This is a genomic window from Amycolatopsis acidiphila (assembly GCF_021391495.1).
GTDB lineage: Bacteria > Actinomycetota > Actinomycetes > Mycobacteriales > Pseudonocardiaceae > Amycolatopsis_E > Amycolatopsis_E acidiphila.
Genome location: NZ_CP090063.1, coordinates 7,131,230 through 7,150,183, shown reverse-complemented (window position 1 = coordinate 7,150,183; position 18,954 = coordinate 7,131,230). Strand labels below are relative to the sequence as shown.

The following is an 18,954-nucleotide window of genomic DNA, read 5'->3' as shown; positions in this document are numbered from 1 at the left end:
GTTCTTAGGCGGGTCTCAGCACTGTCAGTAACACTGTCTACATGCGCATTCTCGTTGTCGACGACGATCGGGCGGTCCGGGAGTCACTGCGACGTTCCCTGGAGTTCAACGGCTACCAGGTGGAGCTCGCGGGCGACGGTGCGCAGGCACTCGAGCGGGTGATCGCCGACCGGCCCGACGCGATGATCCTCGACGTCATGATGCCCCGGCTCGACGGGCTCGAGGTGGCCCGCCGGCTGCGCAGCACCGGCGACGACCTGCCGATCCTCGTCCTCACCGCCCGCGACACCGTCTCCGACCGGGTGTCGGGCCTGGACGCCGGCGCCGACGACTACCTGCCGAAGCCCTTCGCCCTCGAAGAGCTGCTCGCCCGCCTGCGTGCCCTCCTGCGCCGCGCCGCGCCCGACAATCAGCCCGGCCCGAACGCCGAGCAGCTCACCTTCGCCGACCTGACGCTGGACCCGGGCACCCGCGAGGTCCGCCGGGGCGAGCGCGAGATCAGCCTGACCCGCACCGAGTTCGCCCTGCTCGAGCTGTTCATGTCCTACCCGAAGCACGTCCTCACCCGCGGCCGCATCCTCGAGGAGGTCTGGGGCTACGACTTCCCGACCTCCGGCAACGCGCTCGAGGTGTACGTCGGGTACCTGCGCCGCAAGACCGAGGCCGGCGGCGAGCCGCGGCTCATCCACACGGTTCGTGGCGTCGGCTATGTGATGCGGGAGACCCCGCCGTGAGCCACACCGTGACCGAAACCGTGGCGGTCGTGGATGTCAGCGAGCGCCCCGAGAACAAGCGCAGGCCGAAGCGGCGCATCTCCCTGCGCGCCCGCGTGACGCTGCTCGCCGCGGCGTGCGTCGCCGGGGTGATGGCGCTGGTCTCCCTCGGCGCCTACATCACGGTGGACAAGAACCTCTACCAGCAGGTGGACGACAACCTGCAGGTCCGGGCGATCGCCGCGGTGCAGACACCGCAGCTCCAGCAGGGCCTCCAGCAGTTCCCCGGCGCCTTCCTGACCAGCACCGACCTCCAGATCGGTCTGCTCGACTCCGACGGCACGCCGTACTTTCCGCGGGGCGGCCGGAAGCCGCCGATGAGCCAGGTGGAGCTTGATGTCGCGCAGGGCAAGACGACGTCCTCCCTGCGTACGGACAGCAGGACCGACACCCGGGTCATCGCGTTGCCGTACGCGCCGGGCGAGGCGATGGTCCTCGCCCAGTCGCTGACCCCCACCGAGCAGACCCTCAAGGAGCTCGCCGTCGTGCTCGCGCTGATCGGCGGCGGCGGGATCATCATCGCCGCGCTGGCCGGCACGGCCGTCGCCCGCACCGGGCTGCGGCCGGTCGAACGGCTGACCTTCGCGACGGAATACGTCACTCGCACGGGGGATTTGCGGCCGATCCCGGTGAGCGGCGACGACGAGCTGGCCCGGTTGACCACGAGCTTCAACACGATGCTGGGCACGGTCGCCGAGTCCCGGGAACGCCAGCGGCAGCTCGTCGCGGACGCCGGGCACGAGCTGCGTACCCCGCTGACGTCGCTGCGCACCAACCTGGAGCTGCTGCTCTCGGCCAGCAGGGCCGGCGCGCCCGCACTGTCCGAACAGGACAGAGCCGATATCGAGACCGACATCAAGGCGCAGCTGGACGAGCTGACCCAGCTCATCGGCGACCTGGTCGAGCTCGCCCGGCAGGACGAGCCGCGCACCGAGTTCGAGCGCGTCGAGCTGAACGAGGTCGTCGAGCGGGCACTGGACCGCGCCCGCCGCCGGGCCAACGACATCGAGTTCGACGTGTCGTTGCAGCCCTGGGTCCTCACCGGCGACCACAGCGCGCTCGAACGTGCCGTGCTCAACCTGCTGGACAACGCGGTGAAGTTCTCCCCGCCCGGCTCGACCGTCCGGGTCCGGATGTACCCGCTGGGCGACGGCACCGCGGTGATCGAGGTCGCGGATGCCGGCCCCGGTATCGCCGAGGCCGACCTGCCGAAGGTGTTCGACCGCTTCTACCGCTCCTCGGAGGCCAGGACGCTGCCCGGTTCCGGCCTGGGCCTGTCCATCGTCAAGCAGGCCGCGCAACGGCACGGCGGTGAGGTCTACGCCGGCCGCTCGCCCGAGGGGGGCGCACTGCTGACCATCCGGCTGCCGGGAGCACCCGCCTGAGCGAACCCCTGCCGATGTTTAATCGTGTAGGATTTTGTGTAGTTGGCGAGGATGTTGACGGGAGCGGCGGTGCTGGCGCGGCAGCGGCAAGCGGTGATTCTGGAGGAGGCCCGGCGCACGGGTGCCGTCCGGGTCAGCGAGCTCGTCGTCAGGCTGGGCGTATCGGACATGACCATCCGCCGGGACCTCGACGTGCTCGCGAGCCGCGGCCTGGTCGAGAAGGTCTACGGGGGCGCGACGGCGAACCTCGGCAAGAGCACCGACGAGCCCGGTTTCGAGGCGAAGTCCGAGCAGCAGCAGGCCCAGAAGGAAGCGATCGCCGGGCTGGCGGCGGACCTCGTCCGGCCGGGCACCGCGATCGGGATCTCCGCGGGCACCACGACGTGGGCGTTCGCCCGCGCGCTGGACCCCGTGCCGGGCCTGACGATCGTCACGAACTCCGTCCGGGTGGCCGACGTGCTGCGCGAGTCCGGGCAGCCGGAGCGCACCGTGGTGCTCACCGGCGGGGTGCGCACGCCTTCGGACGCCCTGGTCGGCGGCGTAGCCGTCGCGAGCCTGCGGCGCCTGCACCTGGACCAGGTGTTCCTCGGCGTGCACGGGATGGCCGAGGGGCCGGGTTTCACCACGCCGAACCTGGACGAGAGCGAGACCAACCGCGCGCTGGTCGAGGCCGGGCGCAGGCTCGTCGTGCTCGCCGATCACACCAAATGGGGCATCGTCGGCATCTCGACCATCGCCGATCTCGAGGAAGCGGACGTCGTGGTGACCGACGACGGGTTGCCGTCGGCCGCGCGGGACACGCTGGCCGAGCACATCGGCGAGCTGGTCGTCGCCGACGTGAACGAGGCGGAGGAAAGTTGATACGCACGGTGCGGCACCTGGCCGACGGCAGGGAGATCATCTACTTCGACGAGTCGCCACGCGAGCGCATCGCCGTCGACAGCCGGGACCTGCCGCCGGTCGCGGCGAGCTCGGAGATCCGGCGTGACCCGCTGAGCGGGGAGTGGGTCGCGATGGCCGCGCACCGGCAGACCCGCACGTACAAGCCGCCCGCCGACCTGTGCCCGCTCGACCCGAGCGGCCCCGACCGGCCGACCGAGATCCCGGAGTCCGACTACGACGTCGTGGTGTTCGAGAACCGGTTCCCGTCGTTCTCCCAGCACGTCACCGGCGATCCGTCCACTGTGGACGCGATGGGCCTGGTGCCGACGGCGCCGGGGCGCGGCCGGGCCGAGGTCGTGTGCTTCACCAGTGACCACAATGGCTCGTTCGGCACCTTGGCGCCGGAGCGGGTCCGCACCGTCGTGGACGCGTGGGCGGACCGGACCGAGTTCCTGTCTACTGTGGAGGGTGTCGAGCAGGTCTTCCCGTTCGAGAACCGGGGCGAGGAGATCGGCGTGACCCTGTCGCACCCGCACGGGCAGATCTACGCGTACCCGTTCGTCACGCCGAAGACCAGGCGCGCGCTCGACACCGCCCGTGCCTACCAGGAGGAACACGGCCGCCACGTGCTCGGGGACGTGCTCGCCGCGGAACAGAAGTCCGGCACCCGGGTGATCGCCGAGGGCGAGCACTGGACGGCTTTCGTACCGCCCGCCGCGCGCTGGCCGGTGCACGTGTTGCTGGTGCCGCGCCGGCAGGTGCCCGACATTCCCGCCCTCACCGACGCGGAGCGTGACGACTTCGCCCAGGTGTACCTGCAGGTCCTGCGCCGCTGCGACGCGCTGTACGACCGGCCGCTGCCCTACATCGCGGGCTGGAACCAGGCGCCGGTGCGCATCGACCGCGAGCTGGGCTGGCTGCACCTGGAGCTGTTCTCGATCTTGCGAGCCAAGGACAAGCTGAAGTACCTGGCGGGCTCGGAGTCCGGGATGGCGGTGTGGATCAACGACGCCACGCCGGAGCAGATCGCCGAACGCCTGCGGGCGGCGGGCTAGGCCGGCTCTCGCCCGACACCACCCTCAAGGGACGCGCTTCGCGCGGCCGGCGGCGACCTTGGGCATACTCATGTTGGAAGCTCAGCTTGGGCTCAGCTAGCTCTCAGGACCAACCAGCATGGTGAGGTACATGACCGAGAACGACCCCAGCGCACCGCACGGCAGCGGTGAACCGCGGGAGCCGCAGCCGGAGCAGCCGGCCCAGGAGGACGTGAGCACGCCCCCGCGCGGGACGTCCTTCGGTGGGGAGCAGCAGCAGGCGCAGCCGAGCCCGTGGTCGGCGCCCGCACAGCAGCAGGCGTACCCGTGGACGTCGCCGCAGCAGCAGACCGCCCAGCACCAGCAGGGCCTGCCGTACAGCACCGCGACTTTCCCGGCACAGCAGCAGCCGATCCCGCAGCAGCGCCGCGGCTCCGGCAGGCTCGTGGCGGGCGTCGCCGTGCTGGCCCTCGTCGTGGGCGGTGCCGCCGGTGGCGCCGGGGGCTACTTCGCGTCGCAGGGTTCCGGCGGCAGCGGCAGCTCCTACAACGCGTTGAACCAGCCGGTGCCGAGCCAGCAGACCAGTGCCGCGCCCGCCGGGAGCGTCGAGTCGGTGGCGCAGAAGGTCTCGCCCAGCGTCGTCGAGCTGGTCGTCTCGGGCAGCCAGGAGGAGGGCGAGGGCTCGGGCTTCGTGCTCTCGACCGACGGCTTCATCCTGACGAACAACCACGTCGTGGAGGTCGCCGCGAACGGCGGCAGCATCCAGGCGGTGTTCCCGGACGGGACGAAGGCCGACGCCTCGATCGTGGGCCGCGACCCGACGACGGACGTCGCCGTGGTCAAGGTGCAGGGCGTGAAGAACCTGACGCCGGTGGCGCTGGGCAATTCCGACGCGACGCAGGTCGGCCAGCAGGTGGTGGCGTTCGGCTCGCCGTTCGAGCTGGCGGGCACGGTCACGTCGGGCATCGTGAGCGCGCTGCACCGGCCGGTCCGCGCGGGCGGCAGCAGCGGCGACCAGACGACCGTGATGAGCGCGATCCAGACCGACGCGGCGATCAACCCGGGCAACTCCGGCGGCCCGCTGGTCAACCTGGCGGGCCAGGTCATCGGCATCGACTCGGCGATCTACAGCCCGCAGTCCTCCGGTGGTCTCGGCCAGCAGCAGAGCGAGGCGACCAACGCCGGCATCGGGTTCGCGATCCCGATCAACCAGGCGCGGCGCACGGCGCAGGAGATCATCGACACCGGGAAGGCCACGCAGACCTACATCGGCGCGACGGTCAGCGACGCGCAGGCCGGCGGCGCCATGATCCAGCAGGTGCAGCCGGGCAGCCCCGCGGAGCAGGCGGGGCTCAAGTCCGGTGACGTGGTCACGAAGGTGGACAACCTGGTGATCAACGACTCCGACGGCCTGATCGCGGCCATCCGCACCCGCGCGCCGAACGACAAGGTGACGTTCACCCTGAGCGACAACCGCTCGGTCCAGGTCACCCTCGGCGGCCAGCCGGTCCAGGTGAACTGACGCGCTTCCAGCGCTCGGCCGCTCGACGCGGCCGAGACCAACCACGGGCTCCCGGCGATCCGTCGCCGGGAGCCCGTTTTTCGTGTCACTCCACCGCGAGTTCGGTGAAGTGCCGCGAACCGTGTGAACCGGTCCAGGCGACCTCCAGCGACGCCGTGTGCGCGATGTCGTCCAGGGCGTCGACGCCGAGCCAGGCCCACGGGAACCACGAGCTGTTGCCGACGCGCACGTGCCCGCGGCGAAACTGACGGCCGGGCTCGACCTCGATGAGCACCCGTCCGTCCGGTGCGAGCAGCTCGCGGACCCGTCGCAGCAGCCTGACGGGGTCGCCGCCGATGCCGATATTGCCGTCGGCGAGCAGGGCGTGCTGCCAGCGGCCTTCGCCCGGCACGCGGTCGAAGACATCCCGCCGGAGCGCGCTGCCACCGCGCGTCCGGGTCAGGCGGACGGCGGTGCGCGACACGTCGATGCCCAGCGAGCTGACGCCGCGGGCGGTCAGCTCACTGGTCAGCCGCCCTGGGCCACAGCCGATGTCGAGCGTCGGGCCGGTGCAACGCGCCAGCATCAGCTCGTCGCCCCTGCCGGGGTCGGCCGCCCAGCGCCGCGCGGGCAGTTCGATCCGCTCGCCGTTGGCCAGCTCGAGGACGCACGTGTGGGCCAGCAGAGCCGTGTCGAACGGGCTCACGACAGCACCGCCCGGACCGCCGGCGCGAACCGCCCGCCGCACCGGGCCGCCACCCGCTCGGCGTCCGCCATCGTGTCCACATCGGACAACAGGTCCAGCTCGGTGGTGCGCAGCCCGATGTCGGTGAGGGCCCGCAGGGTGCGCCTTCCGGTGTCGGCGCGGGACATCGGCACCCCGGTCAGCACCTTCGCCGCCGCCGGGTCACCGAGTCCGAGCGCCCACCAGCCGCCGTCCTCGGCCAACCCGAGCGCGGCCTTCTCCTCGCTCGTGAGCGACGCCGCGCCCTGGGCGAGGAGATCAGGCGTGACCTGCGGGGTGTCCATGCCGATCTGTAGCACCGGGAGGCCGGGCATCGCGGCGTCCTGGTGGGCGTTGACCAGGCGCTCGGCGAAGCTGTTGCCCCGCTGGCGGATCACGGTCATCGGCCACAGCGCGTGTGCGAGCTCGGCCGCGCGGGCTGCGGTGCCCCAGTCTCCGGTCGCCGCGACGACCGGCACGGCGCCGGGGGTTGCCGCGACCGCGTCGAGCGTGTCGAGCAGCGCCGCGGCCGCGATGTCGGCGGCCTGGTCCGGCGTCGCGGGCGGGCACAGGCGGGTCTTCACGAAACCGGGTACCGGCGCCTTCGCGACGACCAGCAGGCAGAACGAGCCGGTCATCCGCGCAGCACCTTCGCCATGTCCCGCGTCGCGCGGAGCGTGCCGCGCACGGATCCCGAAACCTTTGACTTCGTGCCGGCCGCGCGCGGCCGGTAGGCGACGTCGAACTCCTCGATGCGCAGGCCCGCCCGTCCGGCCTTGATGAGAAGCTCCAGGGGGTAGCCGAAGGCGCGGTCGGCGATCGCGAGATCGAGCAGGGCCTGGCGACGCGCCGCCCGGATCGGTGCGATGTCGTGCACCTGAACGCCCTGGCGGCGAAGGAGCGTCGCGAGGAGGTGGTTACCCGCCCTCGCGTGCCAGGGCCAGGCGCCCCAGCCCACGGGCACGCGACGGCCCGCGGCGAGATCCGCGCCCCTGCGCACGGTCGCGACCAGCGGGATCAGGTCGGCTGGATCGAGTGAACCGTCGGCGTCGATGAAGCACACGATGCCGGAGGTCGCGGCCTCCAGTCCGGTGTGCACAGCGGCGCCGTAACCGCGTCGGGGCTCGTGCAGGACCTTCGCGCCGAGCTCGCCCGCGATCTCCGGCGAGCCGTCGGTGGAGCCGTTGTCGACGACGATGGCACGAAATCCTCGCGGCAGCGCACGCAACAATTTCGGCAGTGCCGCGGCCTCGTCGAGACACGGCAGGACGACGTCTGTTTGATCGAGGTTTTGATCGATTTCGTGCCGATTCACGCAACGGACGGTAAGTCCAGGGTGGACAGAGCGGAACCCTTGCGGTCCTTACCAAATCATGACAGTCCTTGACTTCTTACCACTCTGTGACAGATGCCCCGGGTCCGTTTCACGGGCATTCCGCGCCGGGCTATGGTGCGCGCATGACCAGGGGGATCGTGCGGACGCTCGCCGTGGCGGAAGAGCGGCCCGAAAAACGTTCTCGCGATCTGTGGGCCGTGCTGGTGGCGGTCGTTCTCGTCGGGGTGGCCGTCGCGGTCGGGGGGTATCTGAACCGGCCGGGCAGCGGCGTGGTGCTCTGGGCACCCGCCGCACCGCTGTTCGCGCAGTGGCTTCCGCACGTCGGGCCCGGCACGTTGTTCGCGGTGCTGATCGCGGTGGCGGTGGTCGCCTGGGGCCCCGGGCTCGTGGCGCGGATGCGGTGGCGGCGGCTGCTCGCGCTCGGCTACGCGACGTCGCTGGCGTGGACGTTCGCGCTGGCCATGATCGACGGCTGGCACCGCGGCTTCACCGACCGGCTCACCAACCCCAACGAGTACCTGCACGAGGTGCCCGGCATCACCGACATCCCGGCGATGCTGCGCCAGTTCTCCTCCCGGATCCTCGACTTCCAGCCGGACTCCTGGACCACCCACGTCTCGGGCCACCCGCCGGGCGCGACGCTCGTGTTCGTCTGGCTGGACCGCATCGGGCTTTCGGGCGGCGCCTGGGCGGCGACCGTGTGCGTGCTCGTCGGCTGCCTGGTGACCGTCGCCGTGCCACTCACGCTGTCGGCCCTGCACCGCTGCGACGCGGCGCGCGCGACGCTCCCGTTCGCGGTGCTGTTCCCGGGCGCGGTGTGGGTCGGGGTGTCGGCGGACGGCATGTTCGCCGGGGTCACCGCGACCGGAATCGCCCTGATCGCCGTCGCGACGCACGGGTTTCGCGCCGGCCGGTGGTACGCCGTCCCGTTGTCCGTCCTGGGCGGGGCGCTGCTCGGGTTCGGCATGTACCTGTCGTACGGGTTGCCGCTGATCGGGTTGATCGCGTTCGCGGTGACGCTGCTCGGCCGCAGCCTCACCCGCGCGCTGCCCCTGGCCGTGGCCGGTGCGCTGGCGGTGGCGGTGGTCTTCACGGCGGCGGGGTTCTGGTGGTTCGACGGGTACCACCTGGTGGTCGAGCGGTACTACCAGGGCATCGCGAGTGCGCGGCCGTACTCGTACTGGGTGTGGGCGGACCTGGCTTCGCTCGCGCTGGCCGCGGGGCCCGCGCTGGTCGCGGGGGTGCGGCGCAGTGGCATCGCCTTCGTGGCGGCGCGGCCGTGGCGGCGGGGCAACCGCTGCGACCCGGTGTTGCTGCTGGTCGTCGCGGCGGCCGTGGCGATCGTGCTCGCGGACGTGTCGGGGTTGTCGAAGGCCGAGGTCGAGCGGATCTGGTTACCGTTCACGGTGTGGCTGCTGCCCGCCGTGTCGCTGCTGCCATCGTGGCGGTGGTGGCTCGCCGGGCAGGCGTTGACCGCGCTCGCGGTCAACTCGCTGGTGCTGACGTTCTGGTAGGTGGCTGTGGCTGAGACGGGTCGGGTGCTCGTCGTCGACGACGACGAGACGGTGCGCGATGTGGTGCGGCGCTACCTCGAGGCGGGCGGGTTCACCGTCGACGTCGCCGGGGACGGCGTCACGGGCCTCCGGCTGTTCGCCCAGCGACCGGCGGACGTCGTCGTGCTGGACGTGATGATGCCGGGTATCAACGGCCTCGAGGTGTGCCGGCGCCTGCGGCAGGCGAGTCAGGTGCCGGTGGTGCTGCTGACCGCGCTCGGCGAGGAGGAGAACCGGATCGCCGGTCTGCAGCTGGGCGCGGACGATTACGTGACGAAGCCGTTCAGCCCGCGGGAGCTGACGTTGCGGGTGGCGTCGGTGCTGCGGCGGGCGCGGATGCCCGGCGTGGCGCCCGTCGCGCCCGAGTCCAGGGACGGCAACCTGCGCCTGCAACCGGGGGCGCGGCAGGCGACCCTGGATGGCGCGGAGCTGCCGCTGACCGCGCGGGAGTTCGACCTGCTGGCGTTCTTCCTGGCGCATCCGGGGGTGGCGTTCTCGCGGGCCGACCTGCTGGAGAAGGTGTGGGGCTGGGACTTCGGCGACCAGTCGACGGTCACGGTCCACGTCCGGCGCCTGCGCGAGAAGATCGAACCGAACCCCGCGAAGCCGATGCGCATCGCGACCGTGTGGGGCGTCGGGTACCGGTACGACCCGGTGACGTCGTGATGGCCGGCGGTGGGGTTGGTTCGCTCGGCGGCAGAACGGCCGGAACGGCCTACTGTCCCTGGCCGCGCGACGGGAGGGGTGCTCGGTGGGTGCGGATCACCGCCGGCGGCACGGTCCTCGGCTCGGCCTCGCGGCCGAAAGTTCGTGGCGCCATCCAAAGAGTTGGCGTTCCCGGGCCTTCGGAGCGAATTTGCCATGCGTGAGGTGGTGTCGCGGTGATCGAGCCTGGTGAGTCGTGGCAGGCGATGTTGGCGCACGTCTGGCACATCCTGCCGCTGGCGCTGGCGTTCGCGCTGCCGGTCGCGCTGGTGGGCGGCCTGCTGTTGTACTGGCTGCGGCGCGGATCGCTCGCCACGACGCTGACCGTGCTCGTGCTGATCCCGGTGCTCGCGACTCTCGCGGGCGTGCTCGGCATCAGTGGCTTCATGTTCACCCCCGCGCTCACCACGATGCTGCTGGTCTGTCTGCTGGTCGCGCTGGTGACGGTGCCGGCGGCGATCGTCTTCGGCCGGGCTATCGCGCGGCACAGTGTGTGGGAGCGGGAGGCCCGCGAGCGTGAGCGTGCCGCGGAGGCCGCCCGGCGTGATCTGGTCGCGTGGATCAGTCACGACCTGCGCAGTCCGCTCGCGGGTATCCGTGCGATGGCGGAGGCGCTGGCGGACGGGATCGTCGTCGAAAAGGACGAGGTGACCGACTACGCCGCGCGCATCAGCGGCGAGACGTCGCGGCTGTCGGGGATGGTCAACGACCTGTTCGAGCTGTCCCGGATCACCGCCGGCGCGCTGCGGCTGACGATGTCCGCCGTGCCGTTGCAGGACGTCATCAGCGAAGCGCTGGCCGCGCAGACGATCGTCGCGAACCAGAAGAAGGTGCAGGTCCTGGCTGACGCCGATGTGTGGCCCGTGGTGACCGGCAGCGACCCGGAGCTGACGCGGATCGTGCGCAACCTGGTGTCCAACGCGATCCGCCACACCCCGCCGGACGGGACGGTGGCCATCCGCGTGGGGATCGACGGTTCGGAGGCGCTGCTCGCCGTCGACGACAGTTGCGGCGGCATCCCGGAGGACGAGATCGAGCGGGTCTTCGAGGTGGCGTTCCGCGGGACGCAGGCCAGAACCCCGGACCACTCGGGCACCACAGGCGGCGGGCTGGGGCTGGCGATCGCCAAGGGCCTCGTGGAAGCCCACCGAGGCCAGATCGACGTCCGCAACCACGGCGACGGCTGCCGCTTCGAGGTCCGGCTCCCACTCGCCACCTCTTGACGCTGCCGGTCCGGCACCGCCGCCCGGCTTCGCGGCGGCCGCGTCGTGGCGGGCCGGCTCCTTTCTGGGCTTCATCGGGGGCCTGGCTTTCAGGGGTGGGACGTGGACCCGGCTTTCACCCGCGGCTTCGGGATGGGCGTGCGTGGCGGTCCGGCTCCCATTCGGGATTTCGCCAGGGTGTGTGATGGCCCTGCTTCCACTCACGACTCCGCGAGGAGCGGGGGTGTGGCGGCTTGGCTTTCACTCATGGCCTCGCCAGCGGCGGGACGTAGGCCCGGCTTCGACTCGCGGCTTCATGGCGGTGCCGGTCCGGGTTCAACGCCCACTCACCACCTCGCAAGGGCGCCTCGTGGTCCTGGCTCCGGCAGCGCCCCGCGCGGCACGGGCTCGTCGTTGGTTGACGACGCCGCGCCGGACGCTGGTGTCGCCCACCGGTCTGGCTAGGTACCCGCCACCGGGGTCGGAGCGCGCAGCGGTGCTGTCGCGAAGGACGCGATGCCCGATTCGAACGGTACGGCCGCCCGGAAGCCGAGCAGTTTTTCGGCGCGGGCCGGGTCGGCGACGACGTGGCGGACGTCCGCGGGCCGGGCACCGCCGATGATGCGGGGCGCCGGTCCGCCGCAGGCCTTGGCCAGTTCCGTCGCCAGTTCGCCGACGGTGTGGGGCATGCCCGAGCAGACGTTGACCGCCGTCAGGTCGCCACTGGGACCGGGCGTCTCGAGTGCCACGAGGTTGGCGCGAGCGACGTCCTGCACATGCACGAAGTCACGGCGCTGGTTGCCGTCCTCCAGGACGGTGGGCGCCTCGCCGCGCACCAGCGCCGAGCGGAACAGCGAAGCGACACCGGCGTAGGGGGTGTTCTGCGGCATTCGCGGCCCGTACACGTTGTGGTAGCGCAGGGCCCAAACCGTGCCCCCTGTCTGCCTCGCCCACGCGGCGGCGAGGTGCTCCTGAGCGAGCTTCGTCGCCGCGTAGGTGCTTTGCGGGCGCAGCGGTGCGTCCTCGGGGACCAGCTGCGACTCGAGCTCGCGCCCGCACTCGGGACACGGCGGCTCGAACCGGCCGGCGTCCACATCAGACTGTCGCCGAGGAGCGGGTGGAACGACACCGTGCTGGATGCACGAGTAACGGCCCTCGCCGTAGACCACCATCGACGAAGCGAGCACGAGCTTCGTCAGCCCTGCCACGTGCATCTCGGCGAGCAGGACGGCGGTCGCGTAGTCGTTGTTCAGCGCGTACATCGGAGCATCGGACGGATCGAGCCCGTGCCCGACGACCGCGGCCTGGTGGCAGACCGCGTCCACATCGGACAGGAGCCCGCGCAGCAGCCTGCGGTCGGCTACGTCGCCTTGCACGAACCGGTGAGGCTCGACGTAGTCCGGCGCTGCCCCGGCCCCGTGCGCCTGCGGCAACAGGTCGTCCAGCAGGGTCACGGCGTGGCCGGACGCGGCCAGCAGGTCGGCGACGTGGGAGCCGATGAAGCCCGCGCCACCCGTCACAAGTACTCGCACGCCGTCACGCTATGGGGCGAGACCAGGTACGCGCAGTAGCTCGGACGTGGCCGTCAGACTTCGGTAACAACGGGCTAACGTGTGCTGCATGGAACGCAGTGCACAGCGGCTTGGCCGCGCCCTCGTGGTGATCGTGGACGACCGCGCGGCGCATGGCGAGCACGATGACACCTCGGGGCCCCTGGTCACGGAGCTGCTGGAGGAAGCCGGCTTCATCGTGGACGGCGTGGTCGTCGTCCACGCGGACACCGTCGCCATCCGCAATGCGCTCAACACCGCCGTCATCGGTGGCGTCGACCTCGTGATCACGGTCGGTGGCACCGGTGTGTCACCTCGCGACGTGACCCCCGACGCGACCGCGGGCGTGCTGGATCGCCCCATCCCCGGCATCGGCGAAGCGCTGCGCTCCTCCGGCCTCGCCGCCGGCGCCGTCGACGCGGGGATCTCCCGCGGCCTGGTCGGCGTGTCGGGCAGCACCCTGGTGGTCAACCTCGCCGGCTCGCGCGCGGCGGTGCGGGACGGCATGGCGACGTTGTCCTCGCTGGTGCCGCACGTCATCGACGAGCTGTCCGGCCTCGACGAGGCCTGAGCCGTTGTCCGGCGACGAACGCGACGAACGCGACCGGCCGTCCCCGAAGCGCGACCGGCGCGAGCTGGACGCGATCTTCGGGGACGTCCTGCCGGAAACCACCTCCGACGAGCGCGATCCGGAGTCCTCGAGCCGCGACCGGGACGCCTGGTACCGGGAGAACCGGCCCCCGCACCACGACCGTTAGCCGCGAGCACCCTTCGGCCTGCCCGGGCGGTTGGTGCCCGGTCGGAGACTGATGGTCTTCAGGGCGGATCCCTGTCGCGGCCGCGGGAGCTGTGACCGCGGGCTGTGGGCGGCCTCGCTTCACGCGTATGCAGGCTGTGAGCGGTGGTGCCCGGTCAAGGGACTAATGGCCCCGTTGGCTCCCACGTCGGCCTTGACCGCACGACATAGTCCTCGCTCCGGGCCCGCGGAGGGTGCGAGCGCGGCGGCTATGACCTGATCTTCTCCTCACTCTCCTGGCGACCACGCTGCTCGCGCAGGAGGTCGCGGATCTCGATGAGCAGTTCGACGTCCGTGGGCTCGGAGGGGCCCGCTTCCTGACCCCTCTTGCGGCGCTCCTGGATCTTCTGCACCGGCAGCACGATGATGAAGTACACGACGGCGGCGATCAGCGCGAAGTTGATCACCGCGTTGATGACACCCCCGAAGTCGAGAAACGTCGAGTCATTGCTGCCGAGGATGTTGAAGCCCAGGCCCTTGGCCGCATCCGTCCCGCCGATCGTGTTGATCAGCGGCTTGATCAGACCGTTCGTGAACGCGGTGACGATCGCCGTGAACGCGGTGCCGATGACCACCGCGACCGCGAGATCGACGACATTGCCGCGCATCAGAAAGTCTTTGAAACCCTTCAGCATGTGCACTCCTTCCTCACCGGATATGGCTAACGGAGGGTAACGGCTACCGGGTTTCGCAGTGACAGCGCGGCCACCTCCGTCGCGATTTCGGTGGGAACGGCGATCAGCACGAGAGGCCCCTTGGACTCGGTGCCCGTGAGCTGGCTGCCACCCTCCGGGGGCGGACGGATGTCGATGACGGTCGCCATGCTGGCCAGCACCTTCCGGGGGCTGTAACCGTCTTCGGCGGTCACCACGTCCACCCGCATGCCGGGCGTGAGCAACGCGGCCACGCTCGCGTCCGCGAGGTGGACGGGGACTGTGGATAAACCGGCCGCGCCGGACAGCGGAACGCCAGGACTCGCACGGGCTCGCGCAGGCTCGGCCGACGTGGGCGTAGCAGCGGTCGGGCGAAGGGCGAGCGCCGCGGCGAGGAGGAGCAACCCGACCGCGAGTGCACGCCGGATCAGCAGGAAACGCCTGGTACGTAAGCGAAAACGAAAGCGGTGCCACGAGGAACGGGGCGGGAAACGCATCGCGGGCACACTCCTGGTCGTCGATGCGGCTGCGGTGGGTCCGCTGCCGTCACCTCGACGCTAGAAGCGTGCCCGCGAGGAGAACAGATGATGTTCAAGCACCTGTGGACAACTGGGTGCCTGTGGATAACTCGTTCGTCAGGAAGCGGCGGCCGCAGTGGTGGAGGAGCTGCTCGACGAGGAGGACGAAGAGTCCGACTTGCCGCTGCTCGATCCGCTGCTGTCCGACTTGCCACTGCTCGACCCGCCGTCACCGGAGGAGCCGGTGCTCGACGAGGACGAGGGCTTGCTCGAACCGGCGGACGACTTGGCGTCGGAGCGCGAGTCGGTGCGGTAGAACCCGCTGCCCTTGAAGATCACGCCGACGGCGCCGTAGAGCTTGCGCAGCGGGCCGGTGCACTGCGGGCACTCGGTCAGGCTGGCGTCGGAGAACGACTGCACGGCCTCGAACTGGTGGCCGCACTCCTTGCAGGCGTACTGGTAGGTGGGCACTGCTGCTCCTTCGCGCATTGGCACTCGATCCGCGAGAGTGCTAACACTAGACGATACTTGGCGATTCCCCCGCAGGTCAAACGGGGTTTTCATGCCTTGCAACCGAGACGCACCACGATCATCTGCGGTCAAGCGACCCGCCGGTACCAGTGGCCTGCCCGTTTGCCCTCACCTCACAACAACGGTCGCCGGACCTCCGAGGATGTCGGTGGGTCGTGAGATATCGGTCACCGATGGGAGGCGTCAGGCGTGGTGGCTGCGGAGAAGGAGGTGTACCTGGGAGGACACGAGAGGTCATGCGACCGGCAGTGGCACGAGACCCCGGCGTGGGGTCAGTGCCGCGGTCATCCGGACGTCGTGGGGCTCGGTGGGGAGGTGGTCCACCAGCTCGTGGTCGCGGATCGGGGCCAGTAGGACGGCGTCGGGGGCGGCGTGGGCGAGCGACCGGTCGTAGTAGCCCGCGCCGCGGCCGAGGCGCGCGCCCCGGTTGTCCACGGCCAGCGCGGGCACCAGCACGAGACCTGCTTCGCCCAAGGCTGCGGGCCCCAGGCGTGGACCCGTCGGCTCGAGGACGCCGCGAAGGCGACCCGGAGCCAGGGGACCGGTGTGCTCTGCCCAGTCCAACGGCGCCGGTGTCGGCGGGATCACCGGCAGCAGCACCCGCACCCCGGACCCGCGCAGGAGGTCCAGCCACGCCGCCGAACCCGGTTCGGTTCCGAACGGCACGTAGCAGCAGACCGTGTCCGGCAGGCTCAACGCGGCGAGCGCCGCGACCAGCGCACGTGCCTCCAGTACCCGCTGGGCCTGGGAAACGTCGGTGCGAGCCGCCGCCACACGTGCCCGCCACTCGGCCTTCCCCAGGTCGTCATTCCGCCCGCTACACATAACCGCAGGTTAGGCTTTACCTCCATGACGGGCGCCTTCGACAACAACTCGTTCCGGACCGCGATCGTCCCCGCCGCCGGGCTCGGGACACGCTTCCTACCTGCGACGAAAGCGGTTCCCAAGGAGCTGCTACCCGTGGTGGACACGCCGGGCATCGAGATCGTCGCGGCCGAAGCGGCCCAGGCCGGCGCCAAGCGCCTTGTGATCGTCACCTCACCGGGCAAGGAAGCGGTCGTCAACTACTTCCGGCCCTCGCCCGAGCTGGAGGAGAACCTCGAGCGCAAGGGCAAGACCGAGTTGCTGGAGAAGGTCCGCCGCGGCCCCGGCCTGCTCGACGTCGAAGTCGCCATCCAGGAAGAAGCGCTGGGTCTCGGGCACGCGGTCGCCCAGGCCGAGCCGAACCTCACCGACGAGGACCAGGCCGTCGCCGTGCTCCTGCCCGACGACCTGGTGCTGCCGGCCGGGGTCCTCGAGCGGATGGCCGAGGTCCGGATGAAGCACGGCGGCAGCGTGCTGTGCGCATTCGATATCCCGAAGGAGCAGATCTCACCCTATGGCGTATTCGACGTCACCGATACGGGCGACGAAGACGTCAAGCGCGTGCACGGCATGGTCGAGAAGCCGAAGCCGGAGGACGCTCCATCGACCTACGCCGCGGCCGGCCGATACCTCCTTGACCGGGCGATCTTCGACGCGCTGCGCCGGATCGAGCCCGGCAGCGGCGGCGAACTCCAGCTCACCGACGCGGTGGCACTGCTGATCGAAGAGGGACACCCGGTACATATCGTGGTGCACCGGGGAGGCCGGCACGACCTGGGCAACCCCGGCGGGTTCCTGCGGGCCGCGGTCGATTTCGCCCTCGACCACCCCGACTACGGCCCGTCGCTGCGCACCTGGCTCGCCGAGCGAATCGAGAACGAAGGCTGATGACCCCGCCCACCCCGGAGCCGCCCGAGGCCGCTGAGCAGGAGTTCCGTCCCGTCGACGCGCAGATCGCGCTCGTGCTGGAGTCGGCGGTGCGCCCGCGTCCGGTGCGCGTCGCCATCTCCGAGGCACAGGGCCTGCTCTGCGCCGAAGAGGTCGTCGCGGAACACGCCCTGCCCGGATTCGATCAGGCTGCCGTGGATGGGTATGCCGTGCGCAGCGTCGATGTGCGCCCGGTCGAGGACGAGCCGGTCCAGCTGCCGGTGGTGGGCGAGATCCCGGCCGGCTCGCGCCAGCCCCGGCGGCTGCAGCCAGGGCAGGCGGTGCGGGTCGCGACCGGGGCGCCGCTGCCGACGCTGGCCGACGCCGTCGTGCCGACGGCCTTCACCGACGGGCATCCGGCCAACGTGACGGTGCACCGCTCGGTGCCGTCGGCCGGCTACGTCCGCCGCACCGGTGAAGACGTGCAGATCGGCGATGTCGCGGTGCGCCAAGGCGACACGATCGGCTCCGCGCAGGTCGGGCTGCTCGCCGCGGTCGGCAGGTCCAAGGTGCTGGTCTACCCGCGGCCGCGGGTGTCGATCGTGTCCGTCGGCGACGAGCTGGTCGACATCGACCGCACGCCGTCGGTCGGACAGGTCTACGACGTCAACTCCTACGCACTGGCCGCCGCCGCGCGGGATGCGGGCGCCGAGGTCAGCCGGGTGGGCATCGTGCCCGGCGAGCCGAAGCGGTTGCGTGAAGTGGTCGAAGGCCGGTTGCTGATGTCCGAGGTCGTCGTGGTCGCCGGCGGCGCCGGCGGCACGGCTGGCGACGAGGTGCACGCGGCGTTGTCCGACCTCGGCCGGCTCGACATGACGCGGGTCGCGATGCACCCCGGGTCCGCGCAGGGCTTCGGGCGCCTCGGGCCGGACTCGGTGCCGACCTTCCTGCTGCCGGCCAACCCGATGAGCGCGCTCGTGGTGTTCGAGGTGCTGATCCGCCCGCTGATCAGGGCCGCCCGCGGCACCCGGAACCCGCATCGGCGGATGGTCAGCGCCCGGTTGCTGTCGCCGATCGGCTCGACGAAGGGGCGCAAGGGCTTCCTCCGCGGGCAGTTGCTGCGCGACGAGAGCACGGGAGAGTACCTGGTGCAGCCGCTCGGCACCTCCGGCGCGCACCTGCTGGCCTCGCTCGCCGAGGCGAACTGCCTGGTGAACGTGGACGAAGACCTCACCGAGGTGCCCGCGGGCGAGCAGGTGCGGGTGACCTTCCTCGCACAACGGGTGTAACGGTTGAATACCCGGGTGCAGGCAACGACGTACGACATCGAAGCCCGGCATCCCGGCTGGCCGGCACGATTGGGGCCGCTCAAGGTCGGGGCCGGGGTCGTCGGGCTGCGGCCCATCCGGTTGCGCGACGCCGGGGACTGGTCCCGGGTCCGCCTGCGCGACCAGGCGCACCTCGAGAAGTGGGAGCCGACCGCGCCCGGCCCGTGGCGCGACCGCAACGGTTTCTGGTCCTGGCCGCCGCAGTGGATGGCGTTGCGCGGGCTCGCGAGGCGTGGTCAGTGCCTGCCTCTCGTCATCACGGTGGACGGCGAGTTCGCGGGGCAGATCACAGTCGGTAACGTGATCCGGGCCTCACTCCGCTCGGCCTGGGTCGGTTACTGGGTGTCCTCAACGGCAGTCGGTGGAGGCGTCGCGACGGCCGCCGTCGCCCTTCTGGTGGACCACGCGCTGACCCTCGGTGGGCTGCACCGGATCGAGGCGACCGTGCGCCCGGAGAACGAGCCGAGCATCCGGGTGCTCACCAAGGCCGGATTCCGCCAGGAGGGCCTGTTCCAGCGGTATCTCGATGTGGCAGGCGACTGGCGTGACCACTTCTGCTTCGCGATCACCGCGGAGGAGACCGGCCCCGGGCTCGTCGCCCGTCTCGTGCAACAGGGCCGCGCCGAACGAGTGTGAGATCGGCGTTACCACATCTGTGCTGTTTCACCTAATCCGGTGGTCCGTTTTCTCTTTTCGAGCGGCGTGGCTACCTGCGATCTGTTACTCCTGTGACTAGCGTGACGGTATGTAGC

21 protein-coding genes are annotated in these 18,954 nt (G+C 70.9%); 13 read left to right on the top strand and 8 right to left on the bottom strand.

Annotated features, from left to right (window positions below):
- Positions 1 to 41 precede the first annotated feature (41 nt).
- The 5 genes from LWP59_RS34895 to LWP59_RS34875 all read left to right on the top strand — a co-directional run bounded on the left by LWP59_RS34895 (position 42) and on the right by LWP59_RS34875 (position 5,596).
- On the top strand, positions 42 to 734 hold the full coding sequence (locus tag LWP59_RS34895) for a response regulator transcription factor (protein WP_144641385.1): 693 nt from the start codon (positions 42 to 44) through the stop codon (positions 732 to 734).
- Positions 735 to 742: 8 nt separating this feature from the next.
- Positions 743 to 2,158 carry a sensor histidine kinase gene (locus LWP59_RS34890; RefSeq protein WP_186383348.1) on the top strand — a complete coding sequence of 472 codons (1,416 nt, stop codon included), beginning with the start codon at positions 743 to 745 and terminating at the stop codon, positions 2,156 to 2,158.
- Between the two features lie 51 nt (positions 2,159 to 2,209).
- Positions 2,210 to 3,019 carry a DeoR/GlpR family DNA-binding transcription regulator gene (locus LWP59_RS34885; protein WP_186383345.1) on the top strand — a complete coding sequence of 270 codons (810 nt, stop codon included), beginning with the start codon at positions 2,210 to 2,212 and terminating at the stop codon, positions 3,017 to 3,019.
- Positions 3,016 to 4,095, top strand: a complete 1,080-nt coding sequence (gene galT, locus LWP59_RS34880; RefSeq protein WP_144641382.1) for a galactose-1-phosphate uridylyltransferase — start codon at positions 3,016 to 3,018, stop codon at positions 4,093 to 4,095. Before LWP59_RS34885 ends, galT begins: the two co-directional genes overlap by 4 nt.
- A gap of 130 nt (positions 4,096 to 4,225) precedes the next feature.
- Positions 4,226 to 5,596: a S1C family serine protease gene (locus tag LWP59_RS34875; RefSeq protein ID WP_144641379.1), complete on the top strand. Its 1,371-nt coding sequence runs from the start codon at positions 4,226 to 4,228 to the stop codon at positions 5,594 to 5,596.
- 85 nt (positions 5,597 to 5,681) lie between these two features.
- On the opposite strand, the gene LWP59_RS34870 is transcribed toward LWP59_RS34875, so the two are convergent.
- The 3 genes from LWP59_RS34870 to LWP59_RS34860 are packed head-to-tail and all read right to left on the bottom strand — an operon-like array spanning position 5,682 to position 7,614.
- Positions 5,682 to 6,281 (bottom strand): class I SAM-dependent methyltransferase, encoded by a 600-nt coding sequence (locus tag LWP59_RS34870; RefSeq protein ID WP_144641376.1) that lies wholly within the window; start codon positions 6,279 to 6,281, stop codon positions 5,682 to 5,684.
- A complete protein-coding gene (locus LWP59_RS34865) occupies positions 6,278 to 6,937 on the bottom strand; it encodes a TIGR04282 family arsenosugar biosynthesis glycosyltransferase (RefSeq protein WP_144641373.1) in 660 nt (219 codons plus the stop codon). The genes LWP59_RS34870 and LWP59_RS34865 overlap by 4 nt, the downstream gene beginning before the upstream one ends.
- Positions 6,934 to 7,614 (bottom strand): glycosyltransferase family 2 protein, encoded by a 681-nt coding sequence (locus LWP59_RS34860; RefSeq protein ID WP_229857858.1) that lies wholly within the window; start codon positions 7,612 to 7,614, stop codon positions 6,934 to 6,936. The genes LWP59_RS34865 and LWP59_RS34860 overlap by 4 nt, the downstream gene beginning before the upstream one ends.
- Positions 7,615 to 7,757: 143 nt before the next feature.
- On the opposite strand from LWP59_RS34860, the gene LWP59_RS34855 reads away from it, so the two are divergent.
- From LWP59_RS34855 to LWP59_RS34845, 3 genes are all read left to right on the top strand, one after another.
- A complete protein-coding gene (locus LWP59_RS34855) occupies positions 7,758 to 9,149 on the top strand; it encodes a hypothetical protein (RefSeq protein ID WP_186383344.1) in 1,392 nt (463 codons plus the stop codon).
- A gap of 6 nt (positions 9,150 to 9,155) precedes the next feature.
- On the top strand, positions 9,156 to 9,854 hold the full coding sequence (locus tag LWP59_RS34850) for a response regulator transcription factor (protein WP_144641370.1): 699 nt from the start codon (positions 9,156 to 9,158) through the stop codon (positions 9,852 to 9,854).
- Between the two features lie 215 nt (positions 9,855 to 10,069).
- Positions 10,070 to 11,116 (top strand): sensor histidine kinase, encoded by a 1,047-nt coding sequence (locus LWP59_RS34845; protein ID WP_144641367.1) that lies wholly within the window; start codon positions 10,070 to 10,072, stop codon positions 11,114 to 11,116.
- Between the two features lie 440 nt (positions 11,117 to 11,556).
- On the opposite strand, the gene LWP59_RS34840 is transcribed toward LWP59_RS34845, so the two are convergent.
- Positions 11,557 to 12,627 (bottom strand): NAD-dependent epimerase/dehydratase family protein, encoded by a 1,071-nt coding sequence (locus LWP59_RS34840; protein WP_144641364.1) that lies wholly within the window; start codon positions 12,625 to 12,627, stop codon positions 11,557 to 11,559.
- Between the two features lie 88 nt (positions 12,628 to 12,715).
- On the opposite strand from LWP59_RS34840, the gene LWP59_RS34835 reads away from it, so the two are divergent.
- Positions 12,716 to 13,216, top strand: coding sequence for a MogA/MoaB family molybdenum cofactor biosynthesis protein (locus LWP59_RS34835; RefSeq protein WP_144641361.1), 501 nt, complete (start codon positions 12,716 to 12,718; stop codon positions 13,214 to 13,216).
- Between the two features lie 4 nt (positions 13,217 to 13,220).
- On the top strand, positions 13,221 to 13,403 hold the full coding sequence (locus LWP59_RS34830) for a hypothetical protein (protein WP_144641358.1): 183 nt from the start codon (positions 13,221 to 13,223) through the stop codon (positions 13,401 to 13,403).
- A 247-nt stretch (positions 13,404 to 13,650) separates the two neighbouring features.
- Here the strand turns inward: LWP59_RS34830 and mscL are convergent, their stop codons facing one another.
- From mscL to LWP59_RS34810, 4 genes are all read right to left on the bottom strand, one after another.
- Positions 13,651 to 14,076, bottom strand: a complete 426-nt coding sequence (gene mscL / locus LWP59_RS34825) for a large-conductance mechanosensitive channel protein MscL (RefSeq protein ID WP_144641355.1) — start codon at positions 14,074 to 14,076, stop codon at positions 13,651 to 13,653.
- Between the two features lie 26 nt (positions 14,077 to 14,102).
- Positions 14,103 to 14,348, bottom strand: a complete 246-nt coding sequence (locus LWP59_RS34820) for a hypothetical protein (RefSeq protein ID WP_229857856.1) — start codon at positions 14,346 to 14,348, stop codon at positions 14,103 to 14,105.
- Positions 14,349 to 14,729: 381 nt separating this feature from the next.
- Positions 14,730 to 15,083: an FmdB family zinc ribbon protein gene (locus tag LWP59_RS34815; RefSeq protein WP_144641349.1), complete on the bottom strand. Its 354-nt coding sequence runs from the start codon at positions 15,081 to 15,083 to the stop codon at positions 14,730 to 14,732.
- A 294-nt stretch (positions 15,084 to 15,377) separates the two neighbouring features.
- Positions 15,378 to 15,968: a 5-formyltetrahydrofolate cyclo-ligase gene (locus LWP59_RS34810; protein ID WP_144641346.1), complete on the bottom strand. Its 591-nt coding sequence runs from the start codon at positions 15,966 to 15,968 to the stop codon at positions 15,378 to 15,380.
- A 24-nt stretch (positions 15,969 to 15,992) separates the two neighbouring features.
- Between LWP59_RS34810 and LWP59_RS34805 the strand changes: the two genes are divergently transcribed.
- The 3 genes from LWP59_RS34805 to LWP59_RS34795 are packed head-to-tail and all read left to right on the top strand — an operon-like array spanning position 15,993 to position 18,838.
- The gene (locus tag LWP59_RS34805; RefSeq protein WP_144641343.1) at positions 15,993 to 16,895 is read left to right on the top strand and encodes a UTP--glucose-1-phosphate uridylyltransferase; all 903 of its coding nucleotides are present in this window, start codon (positions 15,993 to 15,995) and stop codon (positions 16,893 to 16,895) included.
- Complete coding sequence (glp, locus tag LWP59_RS34800; RefSeq protein ID WP_144641340.1) at positions 16,895 to 18,163, top strand: molybdotransferase-like divisome protein Glp; 1,269 nt, start codon at positions 16,895 to 16,897, stop codon at positions 18,161 to 18,163. The genes LWP59_RS34805 and glp overlap by 1 nt, the downstream gene beginning before the upstream one ends.
- Positions 18,164 to 18,178: 15 nt before the next feature.
- Positions 18,179 to 18,838 (top strand): GNAT family N-acetyltransferase, encoded by a 660-nt coding sequence (locus LWP59_RS34795; RefSeq protein WP_373299697.1) that lies wholly within the window; start codon positions 18,179 to 18,181, stop codon positions 18,836 to 18,838.
- Positions 18,839 to 18,954 lie beyond the last annotated feature (116 nt).